At 68.6% G+C, this 15418-nt stretch carries 16 protein-coding genes; 12 read left to right on the top strand and 4 right to left on the bottom strand.

Going from position 1 to position 15418, the window contains the following annotated elements:
* Positions 1 to 92 precede the first annotated feature (92 nt).
* The gene (locus DIE11_RS25145; protein WP_124627878.1) at positions 93 to 542 is read right to left on the bottom strand and encodes a lytic transglycosylase domain-containing protein; all 450 of its coding nucleotides are present in this window, start codon (positions 540 to 542) and stop codon (positions 93 to 95) included.
* 367 nt (positions 543 to 909) lie between these two features.
* On the opposite strand from DIE11_RS25145, the gene gspD reads away from it, so the two are divergent.
* The 3 genes from gspD to gspF are packed head-to-tail and all read left to right on the top strand — an operon-like array spanning position 910 to position 5952.
* Positions 910 to 3234, top strand: a complete 2325-nt coding sequence (gene gspD, locus DIE11_RS25140) for a type II secretion system secretin GspD (protein ID WP_124627876.1) — start codon at positions 910 to 912, stop codon at positions 3232 to 3234.
* Positions 3231 to 4730 carry a type II secretion system ATPase GspE gene (gene gspE / locus DIE11_RS25135; protein WP_059602146.1) on the top strand — a complete coding sequence of 500 codons (1500 nt, stop codon included), beginning with the start codon at positions 3231 to 3233 and terminating at the stop codon, positions 4728 to 4730. The genes gspD and gspE overlap by 4 nt, the downstream gene beginning before the upstream one ends.
* 4 nt (positions 4731 to 4734) lie before the next feature.
* A complete protein-coding gene (gspF, locus tag DIE11_RS25130) occupies positions 4735 to 5952 on the top strand; it encodes a type II secretion system inner membrane protein GspF (RefSeq protein WP_059602149.1) in 1218 nt (405 codons plus the stop codon).
* A gap of 30 nt (positions 5953 to 5982) precedes the next feature.
* Here the strand turns inward: gspF and DIE11_RS25125 are convergent, their stop codons facing one another.
* Positions 5983 to 6393, bottom strand: coding sequence for a type II secretion system protein N (locus DIE11_RS25125; protein ID WP_059602152.1), 411 nt, complete (start codon positions 6391 to 6393; stop codon positions 5983 to 5985).
* A 178-nt stretch (positions 6394 to 6571) separates the two neighbouring features.
* Between DIE11_RS25125 and gspG the strand changes: the two genes are divergently transcribed.
* From gspG to DIE11_RS25085, 8 genes are read left to right on the top strand one after another with little or no spacing between them, the layout of a single operon-like run.
* Positions 6572 to 7024 (top strand): type II secretion system major pseudopilin GspG, encoded by a 453-nt coding sequence (gene gspG / locus DIE11_RS25120; protein WP_059531290.1) that lies wholly within the window; start codon positions 6572 to 6574, stop codon positions 7022 to 7024.
* 42 nt (positions 7025 to 7066) lie between these two features.
* Positions 7067 to 7603, top strand: coding sequence for a GspH/FimT family pseudopilin (locus DIE11_RS25115; RefSeq protein ID WP_124627874.1), 537 nt, complete (start codon positions 7067 to 7069; stop codon positions 7601 to 7603).
* A complete protein-coding gene (gspI, locus tag DIE11_RS25110; RefSeq protein WP_409364583.1) occupies positions 7600 to 8004 on the top strand; it encodes a type II secretion system minor pseudopilin GspI in 405 nt (134 codons plus the stop codon). The genes DIE11_RS25115 and gspI overlap by 4 nt, the downstream gene beginning before the upstream one ends.
* A complete protein-coding gene (locus DIE11_RS25105) occupies positions 7982 to 8686 on the top strand; it encodes a type II secretion system protein J (RefSeq protein ID WP_059602162.1) in 705 nt (234 codons plus the stop codon). The genes gspI and DIE11_RS25105 overlap by 23 nt, the downstream gene beginning before the upstream one ends.
* A gap of 2 nt (positions 8687 to 8688) precedes the next feature.
* Positions 8689 to 9813, top strand: coding sequence for a type II secretion system minor pseudopilin GspK (gene gspK / locus DIE11_RS25100; protein ID WP_124627872.1), 1125 nt, complete (start codon positions 8689 to 8691; stop codon positions 9811 to 9813).
* A gap of 24 nt (positions 9814 to 9837) precedes the next feature.
* Positions 9838 to 11202: a type II secretion system protein GspL gene (gspL, locus tag DIE11_RS25095; protein WP_124627870.1), complete on the top strand. Its 1365-nt coding sequence runs from the start codon at positions 9838 to 9840 to the stop codon at positions 11200 to 11202.
* Positions 11199 to 11705, top strand: a complete 507-nt coding sequence (gspM, locus tag DIE11_RS25090) for a type II secretion system protein GspM (RefSeq protein WP_059531425.1) — start codon at positions 11199 to 11201, stop codon at positions 11703 to 11705. The genes gspL and gspM overlap by 4 nt, the downstream gene beginning before the upstream one ends.
* Positions 11706 to 11736: 31 nt before the next feature.
* On the top strand, positions 11737 to 12525 hold the full coding sequence (locus DIE11_RS25085; RefSeq protein ID WP_124627868.1) for a type II secretion system protein N: 789 nt from the start codon (positions 11737 to 11739) through the stop codon (positions 12523 to 12525).
* A 29-nt stretch (positions 12526 to 12554) separates the two neighbouring features.
* Here the strand turns inward: DIE11_RS25085 and DIE11_RS25080 are convergent, their stop codons facing one another.
* Positions 12555 to 14114, bottom strand: coding sequence for an efflux transporter outer membrane subunit (locus tag DIE11_RS25080; protein ID WP_059602171.1), 1560 nt, complete (start codon positions 14112 to 14114; stop codon positions 12555 to 12557).
* Between the two features lie 265 nt (positions 14115 to 14379).
* Positions 14380 to 14667: a multidrug ABC transporter ATPase gene (locus DIE11_RS25075; RefSeq protein WP_124627866.1), complete on the bottom strand. Its 288-nt coding sequence runs from the start codon at positions 14665 to 14667 to the stop codon at positions 14380 to 14382.
* Positions 14668 to 14842: 175 nt separating this feature from the next.
* On the opposite strand from DIE11_RS25075, the gene DIE11_RS25070 reads away from it, so the two are divergent.
* On the top strand, positions 14843 to 15331 hold the full coding sequence (locus DIE11_RS25070; RefSeq protein WP_059531315.1) for a MarR family winged helix-turn-helix transcriptional regulator: 489 nt from the start codon (positions 14843 to 14845) through the stop codon (positions 15329 to 15331).
* Positions 15332 to 15418 lie beyond the last annotated feature (87 nt).

Here is a 15418-nt window from a genome sequence, read left to right as displayed (position 1 = left end):
GAGCCGGTCGAAACCGCGGCGTGAGATGCGCATTGTGCATCAAACGCGCGCCGGCCGAGCGCCACGGCGTCAGCTGGCGCTGCGGCGCGGCGTCACTGCTCGGGCGGCAGCAGCTTCCACTGCGCCAGGATCGAGGCGATCTGCCGCGCGTACTTGTCGCGCAGCGACGGCGTTTCGGAATGATAGGCGCCGACGGCCTGCCATGTGTTGCCGTAGCGATTCATCTTCTGGCGCAGGTGCCACGCGGCGATGTAGACGTTCTTGCACGGCTGCATCAGCGTGTCGCGGCCGATGCCGTAGCGCGACAGCGTCGGCAGGTGGATCGAATTGATCTGCATCAGGCCGTAGTCGACCGAGCCGTTCGTATTCTTGTTCAGCGCGTCGGGCCGGTTGCGCGACTCCTGCCACGCGATCGCGCGCAGGATCAGCGGATTGACCTTCTGGTACCGGGCGGCCTCGTCGAAACAATCCGCGCGAGCGTTTCCGCAGGCGAACCACACGCCGGCGGCGATCAACACGATCGAAGCGAACCGTCTGTTCATGTTGCGGAAACGAAAAGGAAATGACGCAAGGATCGGGAAAACCCGTGTCTGTTATTCGTACGACTGGAAACGCGCCGCCCGTATCATACAGACAGTCCGTCACGTGGCGACAAGCAAAAGGCGGCAGCCCGTTTATACCGCATTTTCGTGTCGATTCATCGCAAAACGACGGCGATGGCCTGAATGCCGGGGCATTGCCGAAATCTTACATATTGCATACGGTGTGCCGGATACATGTCGTATGTGAGACAGTCCTCGGATCAATGTGATATTTCGGACATGAAAAACTGCTAATGTCGCGCCTTTAGGACTTGGATCCCAGCACTACCGCCGGAAGTGGCCTGAGCCGGCATCGACCCATTCATCCATGACAAGAAATCGCTTCGTTATGCGGCGCATCGCCACGACCCTGATGGTCGCCGGCATCATCGTCTCGCAGGCCGCCTACGCTCAGGTCACGCTCAATTTCGTGAATGCGGATATCGACCAGGTCGCCAAGGCGATCGGCGCCGCAACCGGCAAGACGATCATCGTCGACCCCCGCGTGAAGGGGCAGCTCAATCTCGTGGCCGAACGGTCGGTGCCGGAAGACCAGGCGCTGAAGACGCTGCAGTCGGCGCTGCGCATGCAGGGCTTCGCGCTGGTGCAGGATCACGGCGTGCTGAAGGTCGTGCCGGAGGCCGACGCGAAACTGCAGGGCGTGCCGACCTATGTCGGCAATGCGCCGCAGGCGCGCGGCGACCAGATCATCACGCAGGTGTTCGAGCTGCGCAACGAATCGGCGAACAACCTGCTGCCGGTGCTGCGGCCGCTGATTTCGCCGAACAACACGGTCACCGCCTACCCGGCGAACAACACGATCGTCGTCACCGACTACGCAGACAACGTGCGCCGCATCGCGCAGATCATCTCGGGTGTCGACAGCGCCGCGGGCGCGCAGGTTCAGGTCGTGCCGCTGCGCAACGCGAACGCGATCGACCTTGCCGCGCAGCTTCAGAAGATGCTCGACCCCGGCGCGATCGGCAACAGCGACGCGACGCTGAAGGTGTCGGTCACGGCCGACCCGCGCACCAACTCGCTGATGCTGCGCGCATCGAGCGCCTCGCGCCTCGCGGCGGCGAAGCGCCTCGTGCAGCAGCTCGATGCGCCGAGCGCCGTGCCGGGCAACATGCACGTCGTGCCGCTGCGCAATGCCGACGCGGTGAAGCTCGCGAAGACGCTGCGCGGGATGCTCGGCAAGAGCAGCAACGACAGCGGCTCGTCGGCGTCGTCCAACGATGCGAACAGCTTCAACCAGGGCGGCGGCTCGTCGTCGAGCGGCAACTTCTCGACCGGCACGTCGGGCACCCCGCCGCTGCCGTCGGGCGGCCTCGGCGGTTCGTCGTCATCGTCGTACGGCAGCGGCGCGTCGGGCAGCGGCGGGATCGGCAGCGGCGGCCTGCTCGGCGGCGACAAGGACAAGGGCGACGACAACCAGCCAGGCGGGATGATCCAGGCCGACTCGGCCACCAACTCGCTGATCATCACCGCGTCCGATCCGGTCTACCGGAACCTGCGCTCGGTGATCGACCAGCTCGACGCACGGCGTGCGCAGGTCTATATCGAAGCGCTGATCGTCGAGCTGAACTCGACGACGCAGGGCAACCTCGGCATCCAGTGGCAGGTCGCGAGCGGCCAGTTTCTCGGCGGCACGAACCTGAGCCCCCAGCTCGGCCTGGGTAACAGTATCGTCAACCTGACGACGGGCTCGGCGGGCAGCACCGGGGCCGGCCTGGCGGCCAACCTCGCAACGCTGACCCCGGGCCTGAACATCGGCTGGCTGCACAACATGTTCGGCGTGCAGGGCCTCGGCGCGCTGCTGCAGTATTTCGCGGGCGTGAGCGACGCGAACGTGCTGTCGACGCCGAACCTGATCACGCTCGACAACGAAGAAGCGAAGATCGTCGTCGGCCAGAACGTGCCGATCGCGACCGGTTCGTATTCGAACCTGACGAGCGGCACGACGAGCAACGCATTCAATACCTACGACCGTCGCGACGTCGGCCTGACGCTGCACGTGAAGCCGCAGATCACCGACGGCGGGATTCTGAAGCTGCAGCTCTACACGGAGGATTCGGCGGTCGTCAGCGGTACCACCAACGCGCAGACCGGCCCGACCTTCACGAAGCGCTCGATCCAGTCGACGATCCTCGCCGACAACGGCGAGATCATCGTGCTCGGCGGCCTGATGCAGGACAACTACCAGGTATCGAACAGCAAGGTCCCGCTGCTCGGCGACATTCCGTGGATCGGCCAGCTGTTCCGTTCGGAATCGAAGGTGCGCGCGAAAACCAACCTGATGGTGTTCCTGCGCCCGGTGATCATCTCCGATCGCAGCACCGCGCAGGAAGTCACTGCCAACCGCTACGACTACATCCAGGGCGTGACGGGCGCGTACAAGTCGGACAACAACGTGATCCGCGACAAGGACGATCCGGTCGTCCCGCCGATGCCGCTCGGTCCGAGCCAGGGCGGCACGCCCGCCGGGAACCTGTTCGACCTCGACAAGATGCGTCGCCAGCAGATGCAGCGCCAGGTGGCGCCGGTTCCGGCCCAGCCGTTGCCGGAGGCGACGCCCGCGCAGCCGCAGAGCGTGCCGCAGCAGGCGATGCCGCAACAGCCGCTGACCGCCACGCCGGGAGCCTCGCAGTGACGGACGTGCTCGCGTCCTCCGCCCACGACGGTGCGCCGGGCGAACGGCAGCCGCCGTCGCCGCTCGCCGCGCGCCTGCTGCCGTACGGCTTCGCGAAGAGCGGCCAGGTGCTGATCGCGCACCAGCTCGACGACACGCTCGAGGTGTGGATCAGCGAACGCACGAGCGACGCCGCGCTCGCGGAGATCGCGCGCAACTTCGGCTCGATCTCCGTGCACCGCGTGCCGGCCGACGAACTCGCGCAGGCGATCAACCAGGCCTACGCGCGCCAGGACGGCAGCGCCGCGCAGGTGGTCGGCGAGGTTGAAGGCGAAGTCGACCTGTCGCGCCTGATGCAGGACATCCCCGAAGTCGAGGATCTGCTCGAATCGGAAGACGACGCGCCGATCATCCGGATGATCAACGCGCTGCTCACGCAAGCGGCGCGCGAACAGGCATCGGACATTCACATCGAGCCGTTCGAGAACGCATCGGTCGTGCGGTTTCGCGTCGACGGCACGCTGCGCGACGTCGTGCGCCCGAAGAAGGCGCTGCATGGCGCACTGATCTCGCGGATCAAGATCATGGCGCAGCTCGACATCGCCGAGAAACGCCTGCCGCAGGACGGCCGCATCACGCTGCGCGTCGGCGGCCGGCCGGTCGACGTGCGTGTGTCGACGCTGCCGACCGGACACGGCGAGCGTGCGGTGCTGCGTCTGCTGGAAAAGGATGCGAAGCGCCTGAATCTCGAAGCGCTCGGGATGGGCCGCGACACGCTCGTCCAGTTCGACAAGCTGATCGCGCGACCGCACGGCATCGTGCTCGTCACGGGCCCGACGGGCTCGGGCAAGACGACGACGCTGTATGCGTCGATGTCGCGGCTCGAAACCGCGACGACCAACATCATGACCGTCGAGGACCCGATCGAGTACGACCTCGGCGGCATCGGCCAGACGCAGGTGAACGAGCGGATCGGGATGACCTTTGCCCGCGCGCTGCGCTCGATCCTGCGCCAGGATCCGGACGTGATCATGATCGGCGAAATCCGCGACCTCGAAACCGCGCAGATCGCGGTGCAGGCGTCGCTGACGGGCCACCTCGTGCTCGCGACGCTGCACACGAACGATGCGGCATCGGCCGTCACGCGTCTGACCGACATGGGTGTCGAGCCGTACCTGCTCGCATCGTCGCTGCTCGGCGTGCTCGCGCAGCGCCTGGTGCGGCAGCTCTGCCCCGTCTGCAAGGAAGAGCGGCACGAGGATGGCCGCACGCTGTGGCATCCGGTCGGCTGCGACAAGTGCGGGCATTCGGGCTACGCGGGCCGGCGCGGCGTATACGAGCTGCTGCTGGTCGACGACTCGATCCGCGCGCTGATCCATCGCAACGCGGCCGACGCGGAGATTCTGGCCACCGGCCGCGCGGAAGGGATGCGCACGCTGCGCGACGACGCCGAACGCTGGCTCGCGGCCGGCGCGACGTCGCTCGAGGAAGTGCTGCGCGTGACGGGAGGCGCATAGCGCGATGCCGGCATTCCGTTTCGAAGCGATCGATGCGGCGGGACACGCGCAGAAAGGCGTCATCGATGCCGACAGCGCGCGTGCCGCGCGCGGCCAGCTGCGCACGCAGGGGCTCACGCCACTCGTCGTCGAGCCGGCCGCCAGCGCAACGCGCGGCGCGCGCTCGCAGCGCCTCGCGTTCGGCCGCAAGCTGTCGCAGCGCGAGCAGGCGATCCTCACGCGCCAGCTCGCGAGCCTGCTGATCGCGGGGCTGCCGCTCGACGAGGCGCTCGGCGTGCTGACCGAGCAGGCCGAGCGCGACTACATCCGCGAACTGATGGCCGCGATCCGCGCAGAGGTGCTCGGCGGCCATTCGCTCGCGAATGCGCTGGGCCAGCATCCGCGCGATTTTCCCGAAATCTACCGCGCGCTCGTCGCGGCCGGCGAGCACACGGGCAAGCTCGGCATCGTGCTGTCGCGCCTGGCCGACTACATCGAGCAGAGCAACGCGCTCAAGCAGAAGATCCTGCTGGCCTTCACGTATCCGGGCATCGTCACGCTGATCGCATTCGGCATCGTGACGTTCCTGCTGAGCTACGTGGTGCCGCAGGTCGTCAACGTGTTTGCGAGCACGAAGCAGCAGTTGCCGATCCTCACCGTCGTGATGATGGCGCTGTCGGAATTCGTGCGGCACTGGTGGTGGGCGATCCTGATCGTGGTCGCGCTCGTCGTGTGGTTCGTGAAGGCGACGCTGTCGCGCGACGGGCCCAGGCTCGCGTTCGACCGCTGGGTGCTGACCGCGCCGCTCGCGGGCAAGCTCGTGCGCGGCTACAACACGGTGCGCTTCGCGAGCACGCTCGGCATCCTGACCGCGGCCGGCGTGCCGATCCTGCGCGCGTTGCAGGCGGCCGGCGAGACGCTGTCGAACCGCGCGATGCGCGCGAACATCGACGATGCGATCGTGCGTGTGCGCGAAGGCTCCGCGCTGTCGCGCGCGCTGAACAACGTGAAGACGTTTCCGCCGGTGCTCGTGCACCTGATCCGTTCAGGCGAAGCGACGGGCGACGTGACGACGATGCTCGACCGCGCGGCGGAAGGCGAGGCGCGCGAACTCGAGCGGCGCACGATGTTCCTGACGAGCCTGCTCGAGCCGCTCCTGATCCTCGCGATGGGCGGCATCGTGCTCGTGATCGTGCTGGCCGTGATGCTGCCGATCATCGAGCTGAACAACATGGTGCAGTGACGGCCCGAGCGTCGGTCGGGCCGCCGCCGTTCAACGCATGTAGATCGCGGGGGACGGTGTGTTCGCGGGGAGCTGGATTTCGGCGCGGGCGCCGTTGCGGTCGACGATGATCGAGCGGCTGCGGACTTCGGCGAGCTTCGCGCCGGGCGTGACTTCCGCGCCGAGCGACACGGCACGCGGCGGTTCGCCGCCGACGCCGACGATCGCGGCGCCGCCATGATTGAGCGCGAGAATGCCGAACAGGTGGATGTCCTGCACGGGATTCTTGTCGAGCTGTCCGCCGAAGAGCGCGGCGGCGTCCTCGGTGCGGATCGGCAACCGCGCGGCGGCGGCGGGCAGCGGCGCTTCGCGGGCCGACAGCGTGACGACCCAGTAGGTGGCCGTCGCGCACAAACCCGCGAAGAGGGCTAGGGAGAGGATCCGGATCGAGAGCGCGTTCATGCGCGCTATTGTACGGATGTATATGAAATTTGCGTTGGGTGAAAGCCCTCGGCAATGCGCGCCTTACAATGCGTGCTCCGCGCCCGGGGTATCGGAAGCTTGCCGTCAGGCAGGCATGCCGCGATCCGCAGGGTGCGTCACTCAATCGACGATATTTTTTGGAAAGAGGTAGTCAGTCATGCAAACGTGGATCACTCGCCGTAATGCGGCCGTGCGCCGTCAGCGCGGTTTCACGCTGATCGAGATCATGGTGGTGGTCGCGATCCTCGGGATCCTCGCGGCACTGATCGTGCCGAAGATCATGAGCCGTCCCGACGAGGCGCGCCGTATCGCCGCGAAGCAGGACATCGGCACGATCATGCAGGCGCTCAAGCTGTACCGTCTCGACAACGGCCGCTATCCGACCCAGGAACAGGGCCTGAACGCGCTGACCCAGAAGCCGACCACCGATCCGATCCCGAACAACTGGAAGGACGGCGGCTATCTCGAGCGCCTGCCGAACGATCCGTGGGGCAACGGGTACAAGTACCTGAACCCGGGCGTGCACGGCGAGATCGACGTGTTCAGCTACGGCGCCGACGGCAAGGAAGGCGGCGAGAGCAACGATTCCGACATCGGTTCGTGGCAGTAAGCCTGCGCTGACCGGACCGACGTTCTCCCCGTTCCTCATTTCATGCCCGCCCTTCGCACGCCCTTGCGCGCCGCTCGCCGCGATGCCCGCGACGGTCGCGTTCGTCGCGGTGTGCCCGTGACCGCGGCGCGTGCGCGCGGCTTCACGCTGCTCGAGATGCTGGTCGTGCTCGTGATCGCGGGCCTGCTGGTGTCGCTCGCGTCGCTGTCGCTCACGCGCAATCCGCGTACCGACCTGCGCGAGGAAGCGCAGCGCATCGCGCTGCTGTTCGAAACGGCCGGCGACGAAGCGCAGGTGCGCGCGCGCCCGATCGCGTGGCAGCCGACCGCGCACGGCTTCCGTTTCGACGTGAGCTCGCCCGACGGCTGGCGCACGCTGCACGATGACGTGCTGCGCCCGCGCGACTGGGACGGCGGCGTCACCGGCGCCGATATCGACTACCCCGGATCCGACGTGCGCGCGAGCCGCGTCGTGTTCGGCATCGAAAGCGTCGACACGCCGGTGCGCGTGACGCTGCATTCGGCGGTCGGCAGCGCGACGATCGTCGGCACCGGCAACGGCCGCTACGAGGTGCAATGACGATGCGTCGTCGCCTGCCCTTCCCGGCTTCTTTCCGAGGCTTCACGATGATCGAGGTGCTGGTCGCGCTCGCGATCATCGCGGTCGCGCTCGCCGCGTCGATCCGCGCGGTCGGCACGATGGCGACCAATGCCTCGGATCTCCATCGCCGGCTGCTCGCCGGCTGGAGTGCCGACAACGCACTCGCGCAGTTGCGGCTCACGCATGCGTGGCCGGAGGTCGGCGAGCAGAATTTCGACTGCTCGCAAGGCAACGTGCAGCTCGTCTGCACGCAGCGCGTGAGCACGACGCCGAACCCGGTGTTCCGGCGCGTGCAGGTGTCGGTGAGCATGCCGGGGCAAGCCGGCGTGCTCGCGCAAATGGTGACGGTGGTCGCGAATGAAACCAGCCGTCCGCTCTGACGCGCCGATGCGGCGCCGGCCCGTGCGTTCCGTCGGCTCGCGCCGCGTGCGCGGCTTCACGCTGATCGAACTGATGATCGCGATCGCGATCCTCGCGGTGGTCGCGATCCTCTCGTGGCGCGGGCTCGACCAGATCATGCGCGGCCGCGACAAGGTCGCGTCCGCGATGGAGGACGAGCGCATCTTCGCGCAGATGTTCGACCAGATGCGCATTGATGCGCGGCTCGCCGCCACCGACGACGAAGCCGGCCAGCCGGCCATCGGCGTCGCCGGCAACACGCTGCAGATCGTCCGCGAACTCGACGTGCCGGGCGCCGCGCCACGGCTGCAAGTGGTCCGCTACCGGATCGCCGGCGGGCGTGTCGTGCGCTATGCGTCGCCGCCGCTCGACGACGCGAACCGCCTGCGCGACGTGCTGAAGGACAGCAGCGTCGACGGCTGGAGCTGGGTCGCGCTGATGGGCGGCGTCGGTGCGATCGACGCGAAGCTGTACGTGCCGCGCGTCGGCTGGACCACCAACCTGCAGGCGGCCAGCGACGCGCTGTCGCAGAACAACGATGCGCTGAAGGTGCCGCAGATCGGCAACGCGCCGCCGACGCGCGCGGTGACGGGGCTGCAGGTCAGCATCGGTGCGACGTCGCTGCGCGTGCCCGTCACGCGCATCTTCCTCGTCGGGGAATGACGATGCGCGCGCGCCCTCACCGTTCCCGGTTCGCCGCTCGCGGCAGCGCGAGCGCGCATGCCCGCACTCGCCGCGAGCGCGGCGCGGCGATCATTACGGCGCTGCTCGTCGTCGCGCTGTCGGCGATCCTCGTGTCGGGGATGCTGTGGCGTCAGCAGGTGCAGATTCGCCGCATCGAGAACCAGCGCGTGATCGCGCAGGCGCAGTGGGTCGCGCGCGGCGCGCTCGACTGGACGCGCATGATCCTGCGTTCCGAAGGCGACACGGCGCCCGGCATCACCTATCTCGGCGGGATCTGGGCCGTGCCGATCGCGAAGACCAAGCTGTCCGACTTCCTCGGCCGGATCGGCGCGCCGAACGACAACGGCGGCGAAGACACCTACATCTCCGGATCGATCGAAGACGCGCAGGCGAAGTACAACCTGCGCAACCTCGTGTCGTCGCCGGCACCCGGCGTGCTGCAGCTCAACGTGATGCAGCTCCAGGCGTTCCAGCGGCTGTTGACGACGCTCGGCTACGACGGCGCGTTCGCGAAGCGGATCGCGCTGCAGATGCGCGCGGGCCTGATGCATTCGGCGACGCGCTTCCAGACGCCGACGCTGCCCGGCGCCGGTACGGCCGCGACCGCGCCGGTGCCCGGCGGCGACATGACCGGCAACATCACCGACGAACCGGGAATGTCCGACAGCGATCGCGGGCCCGCGCCGCTCGTGATGACCGGCGTCGACAGCCTGCTCGACGTCGACGGCGTGACGCCCGAAATGGTCGCGCGGCTGCGCCCGTTCGTCACCGTGCTGCCGACCACCACGCCGGTGAACATGAACACCGCGCCCGCCGAGGTGATCGCGGCGCTGGTGCCGGGGATGAGCGTGTCGTCGGCGCAGGCGCTCGTGGCGCGCCGCGAGACCGTTTTTTTCCGCAACGTCGGCGACGTGCAGCTCGCGCTGCGCGGTGCCGGCGCGCCGAACGTGACGATCGACTCGAGCCTCGTCGACGTCAATTCGAGTTATTTCATCGTGCATGGCCGGATTCAGCACGATCGCGCGGAGGTCGATCGCACCTCGCTCGTGTATCGTGATTCGACCACGCACTCGACGCGGGTCGTGCGCATCCGCGACCAGCTATAACGACGCCATTCGGGAGAGGAGCTCTTGAGCACGCTGATTGTTTCTTTGCCGCCGCGCGAGCCGGCCGTGCCGTTGCAGGAATGGCAGTGGCCCGAGCTGCCGTTCACGCTCGTGGACAAGGCCGGCCAGGTGCAGCGCGCGGGCCGCGCCGCGCTCGCGCTGCTGCCACGCGCGAACGCGACGGTGCTGATCGTCGCCGCGCGCGACGTGCTGCTGCTGGCCGCGACCGTGCCGCCGCTCAAGGGGCCGAAGCTGCGCCAGGCGCTGCCCAACATCGTCGAGGACCAGCTGATCCAGGATCCGCTCGGCTGCCATATCGCGCTCGATCCGGTCCCGCTGCCTGACGGCCGCCGCGTGCTGGCCGTCGTCGATCGCGCCTGGTTCCGCGCGATCTGCGACGCGTTCACCGCGGCCGGCCACCGGCACCTGAGCGCCGTGCCCGCGACGCGCTGCCTGCCCGCGCCGCGTGCGCCGGCGGCGGACGGTGCGCCTGCCGACGGTGAGTCCACGCCGGCCGACGCGATCACGGCTGCGGCCGAGCCGCCCCTCCGCCCGACGGCGGTGGCTGCGGTGCTCGGCCTCGCGACGACGGTTGAACCCGTGCTCGTGGAAGCCGGCGCGCTGCCGGCCTCGGCCGGTGCGCCGCGTCTCGAGCTCGCGATTGCGCGCGGTGCGCTCGGCGAAGGTTTCGCGGCGCCGGCATCACGCGCGGGCGGCACGCTGGCCGCGCTCGCCGGTGGTGGCGACGTCGAGCTGTACGAACTCGGCGAACCGGGTGCGGAGCCGCGCCTCGCGTCGGTCGGACGTGCCGACGGCCCGCTGCTGCCCGGCGCGCAACCGCTGTCGTTCGACGCATTCGCGCGGCGTGCGCTGACCGAGCGCTTCGATCTGTGCCAGTTCGAATTCGAATCCCAGCCGTGGCGCTTCGACCGCGCGACGGTGAAGCGCCTGCGCGTGCCGATCGCACTCGTCGCGGCCACGCTCGGCGTCGCGGTGATCGGGATGAACCTGCACTGGTGGAAGCTGTCGCGTGAGCGCGACGCGCTGTCCGCGCAGATCACCGAGACGCTGCTGTCGGCCTTTCCGAAGACGACGACGGTGCTCGATCCGCCCGCGCAGATGCAGCGTCAGCTCGACCAGTTGCGCCTCGCGGCGGGCGAGCTGTCGCCGAACGATTTCCTCGCGTTGTCGAGCGGGTTGTCGCGTTCGATGGGCGCGCTGCCGCTGAACGGAATCGCGTCGCTCGATTATCACGACCGGCGGCTCGACGTCGGCTTCAAGCCGGAGGTCAAGGTCGACCCTGATTTCCCGCAGCGTCTCGCGCGCAACGGGCTGTCCGGCGAAGTCGACAGCAGCACCGGCAAATGGACGATCCGGAGCCGCTCATGAAGACCGAACAACTGAACCAGACGCTTGCCCAGTTCTGGGGCGAACGCACGCCCCGCGAGCGGACGCTGCTCGGCTGGGGCGGCGCCGTGCTGGCCGTCGCGATCGCGTATTCGGTGCTGTGGTCGCCCGCGCAGGAAGGCCGCGCGCGGATCCGCCACGAACTGCCGACGATGCGCCGCGAGCTCGCGCAGATGACCGCGCAGGCCACCGAGGCGAAGTCGCTGACGGCCGCCGCGCAAGGCGTCGCGCCGACCGGCCTGGCGCTGAAGGACGCGCTCACCGCGTCGCTGTCCGATCACGGGCTGCAGGGTGCGCAGGTGCAGGTCGTCGGCAACGGCGTGCAGGTCCAGATGAAGAACGTGCCGTTCCCGGTGTGGACGCAGTGGCTCGACGACGCGCGCCGGCAGTTCAAGGTGCAGGTCGGCGAAGCGCACGTGACCGCGCTGAAGGAAGACGGCCAGGTCGACCTGACGGCCGTGATGCAACCCTCGACGCAGAAATGACGCAGTGGATGAAACAAGCGACGGTCGGCCGATGAGGCCAGGGATCCGGCGGCTCGTCGCCGCATTGCCGTGGGTGGTGGCAGGCTCGCTTGCGACGGCGCTGACGCTCGTCGCGCTCGCGCCTGCCGCCTGGATCGCACCGCAGTTCGCGCGCGCGACCGGCGGGCACGTCAATCTCGTGGATCCGGACGGATCGCTGTGGCACGGTTCGGGCACGCTGATGCTCGCGCCGGGCGCGGACCAGAGCGCGGCGACGCTGCTGCCGGGCCGGGTCGAGTGGACCACGGGCTTCTGGCCGCTCCTCACCGGGCGCGTGCAGATGCGCATGCGGCAGACCGAGGCGATGCCCGACGCCGTCACGCTCGACGCGACGTGGCGCGGCGCGGTGCTGTCGGCGGGCTCGATGGCCGTGCCCGCGTCGCTGCTCGCCGGGCTCGGCACGCCGTTCAACACGCTCGACCTTCAGGGTGACGTGCGGCTCCGCTGGACCGACTGGCGGATGATCGGCAACAACGCGTTCGGCCAGTTGACGGTGACGATCGATTCGATGAGTTCGCGCGTGTCGCGCGTGAAGCCGCTCGGGTCGTACCGGGCGGCGCTGCAGGCAAAGGGGGCGGACGCCGATCTCGACCTGTCGACGACGCAGGGCCCGCTATTCCTCGACGGGCACGGCACCTTCGGTCCCGGGCAGGGTTCGTTTCGCGGCACCGCGCATGCGGCGCCCGAGCAGCAGGCGAACCTCGCCGGGCTGCTGAACCTGCTCGGCCATCCGATCGGCAACAACCAGGTGTCGCTGATTTTCGGTGATGCGGTGCGCTGACGCGCGCGCCGTGCTCGCCTTTTCCCGTCTTACTTCTGCGCGAGCGGTGCGGCGGCCGACGGTGCGGTTGCGGCCGGCGCTGCCGCCGCGGATGCCGGCACCGGCGCGGGCGCAGCCACGTCGCCCGTTTCGCGCGCCATGTCCGACGCATCCCAGCCGCCGCCGAGCGCCTTCACGAGCCCGACCGACGACACCATCCGCTGCCCGCCGATCGTCGCGAGCTTCTGCTGCGCGGTAAACGCGGTGGTCTGCGCGGTCAGCACGTTCAGGTAGGCGACCGTGCCGGCCTTGTACTGGTTCGTGACGATCGCGAGCGCGTGCTCGGCGCTGTCGACGGCCTGCCGCTGCACGTCGACTTCCTGCGCGAGGATGCGCTGCGACGCGAGGTTGTCCTCGACGTCCTGGAATGCGGTGAGCACCGCGAGGCGGTACGCGGCGACGTCCTGGTCGTAGGTCGCGCGCGCGGCATCGGTCTGCGCGGCGCGCAGGCCGGCGTCGAACAACGTCGCCGCGAGCTGCGGGCCGACCGTCCAGAACCGCGCGGGCAGCGTGAACAGCTGCGACCACACCGAGCTCTGGAAGCCGCCGGTGGCCGACAGCGTGAGCGTCGGGAAGAAGGCGGCGATCGCGACGCCGATCTGCTCGTTCGCGGCCGCCGCGCGACGCTCGGCCGCCGCGATGTCGGGCCGGCGCTCGAGCAGCGCGGACGGTACGTCGACCGGCATGATCGGTGGTTCCGCCGAGAGCGGGCTCGGCGGCAGCGAGAACGTCGAGGCCGGTTCGCCGATCAGCGTCGCGATCGCATGTTCGTACTGCGCGCGCGCGACGCCGTTGTCGATCGACGCGGCCTGCGCGCTCTGCAGCTGCGTCTGCGCCTGGATCACGTCCGCGCGCGCGGCGACGCCCTGCGCGTACTGGTTCTGTGTGAGCTTCAGCGATTCGCCGTACGACTTCACGGTGTCGTCGAGCAGCTTCTGCAGCGCATCGGACGTGCGCAGTTGGAAGTAGGTCTGCGCGAGCAGCGCCTGCTGCGACAGCCGCGCGTTCGCGAGATCAGCCGCGGCGGCTGCCTCGCCGGCGCGTTGCGCGCTGACGCTGCGGCTCACCTTGCCCCACAGGTCGGGCTCCCAGCTCGCATCGAGACCGACGCTGTAGCTATTGCTGATCGACGAGCTGCTGCCGAAACCCGACGTGCTCGACGTGGACGTGCGCCCCGTGCGGGAGCGCGAGCCCGACGCGGTCAGCCCGACGGTCGGGAAGTACGCGGCACGCGCTTCGGCGACGAGCGCGCGGGCCTGCCGGTACGCGGCGGCCGATTGCGCGATGGTCTGGTTCGATGTGTTGAGCTTGCCGATCAGCGCGTCGAGCTGCGGATCGTTATAGACCGTCCACCACGGGCCGCGGTCGGTCCGGTCGGCGGGCTGCGCGACCTTCCACCCAGCCGGCGCTTCCTTGAAGGCGGCGGGGATCGACGTGTCGGGCCGGTGATAGTCGGGCCCGACGGCGCAGCCGGCGAGCAGCACGGCCGTCGCAACGGCGACGGCGGCGCTCAGCGGGCGAAGGGCGCGCGGGAGGGGGGCGTACGGCATCGTGGTATTCCTGTCTGGGCGCGATGGCCAGCGAGCGGCGTCGCGTGATGCGGTCGTTGTGCCGCTGGCGGACAAATGGTAACTGACGGCGGGAAAGCTGCGCAGCCCTAAGGGTACGGTGCGCGGCGGCACGAATGTGTTACCGGCGCGGCCGGCCGGTTTACCGGTCATTACGGATCGCTTGCGCGCGGGACGGGCGCCGAATGCGGCGCGGGCCGCGGGGATGCAGCCGGCGTTCAGTCCGGGTGACGGGGGTGATGCGGTGTCAGTGGCAGTGCACGGGCACCGGCACAGGTTCGGCGGCGGCGGACCGCCATGTCGACGGCTCCGTTGCCGCCGGCTGGCTCGTGCGGCGGGCGGTGTGCTTCGCGTTGCGCTGCCGGCGATGATCGAACCATGCGAACCCGAGCGCCGCGAGCGATCCGCCCGGCACCACCAGCATCGTCACGTACAGCGCGATCTTCCAGCCGCGGTGCGGCCCGGAGAACACATGATGAGCGGTATCGGTCAGGTTGCGGCGCAGCGCGCCGGCGGCATTTTTCAGGAACAGCATCGCGAACATCCTCGGGTGCCCGGCAGCGCGGGCTAAGCGGTCAGAACATCGTCTCCGGCAGTGCAACATGCACGTCGTAACTGGTTGCCTGAAATAATATTGACTAAGCAATCAATTTTCAAGATACTGGGCGCGTTTTGACCTGAAACGCACTATTGCTGCGCGCGCAATTCGCATGAACGGCGGCCTCTACGATCCCGACACCATCGCACTGGAAACGAGCCTCGGTTACTACCTGACCAAGGCTCGGCAGGCGCTCGTCGAGCGAATGGACCGCGCACTCGAGCCGTACGACCTCACCGCGCAGCAGATCGGCGTGATCCTGCTGTTGTCGCGCGGCTATGCGCGCACGCCGTTCGAGCTGTCGCGCAAGATGTCGTACGACAGCGGCTCGATGACCCGGATGCTCGACCGTCTCGAGCGCAAGGGCCTGATCGCACGCTCGCGCAGCGAACAGGACCGCCGGGTGATCGAGCTGACGCTGACCGAACGCGGCGCCGAAGCGGCCCGTGCGCTGCCGTCGTTGATCGCGACCGCGCTGAACGCGCAGCTTGCCGGCTTTTCGGCCGACGAACTCGCGCTGCTCACCGGCCTGTTGCAGCGCTTCATCGCCAACGGGCCCGGCGACACCGGCTGCCCGAAGCCCGACGAACCGGACTGCTGATTGCGGAGGCCCCATGTCTAGGTTAAGCATTCGCTTATTTCTCTGTCTGGGCAGAAGATGACAAGGCACGTGCTACGTCTCTTCCCT

Origin of the sequence: Burkholderia sp. Bp9012 (assembly GCF_003853825.1) — a bacterium.
Classification (GTDB): Bacteria; Pseudomonadota; Gammaproteobacteria; order Burkholderiales; family Burkholderiaceae; genus Burkholderia; species Burkholderia diffusa.
The sequence above is the reverse complement of the archived record's forward strand: the minus strand, read 5'-3'. Positions and strand labels throughout refer to the sequence as shown.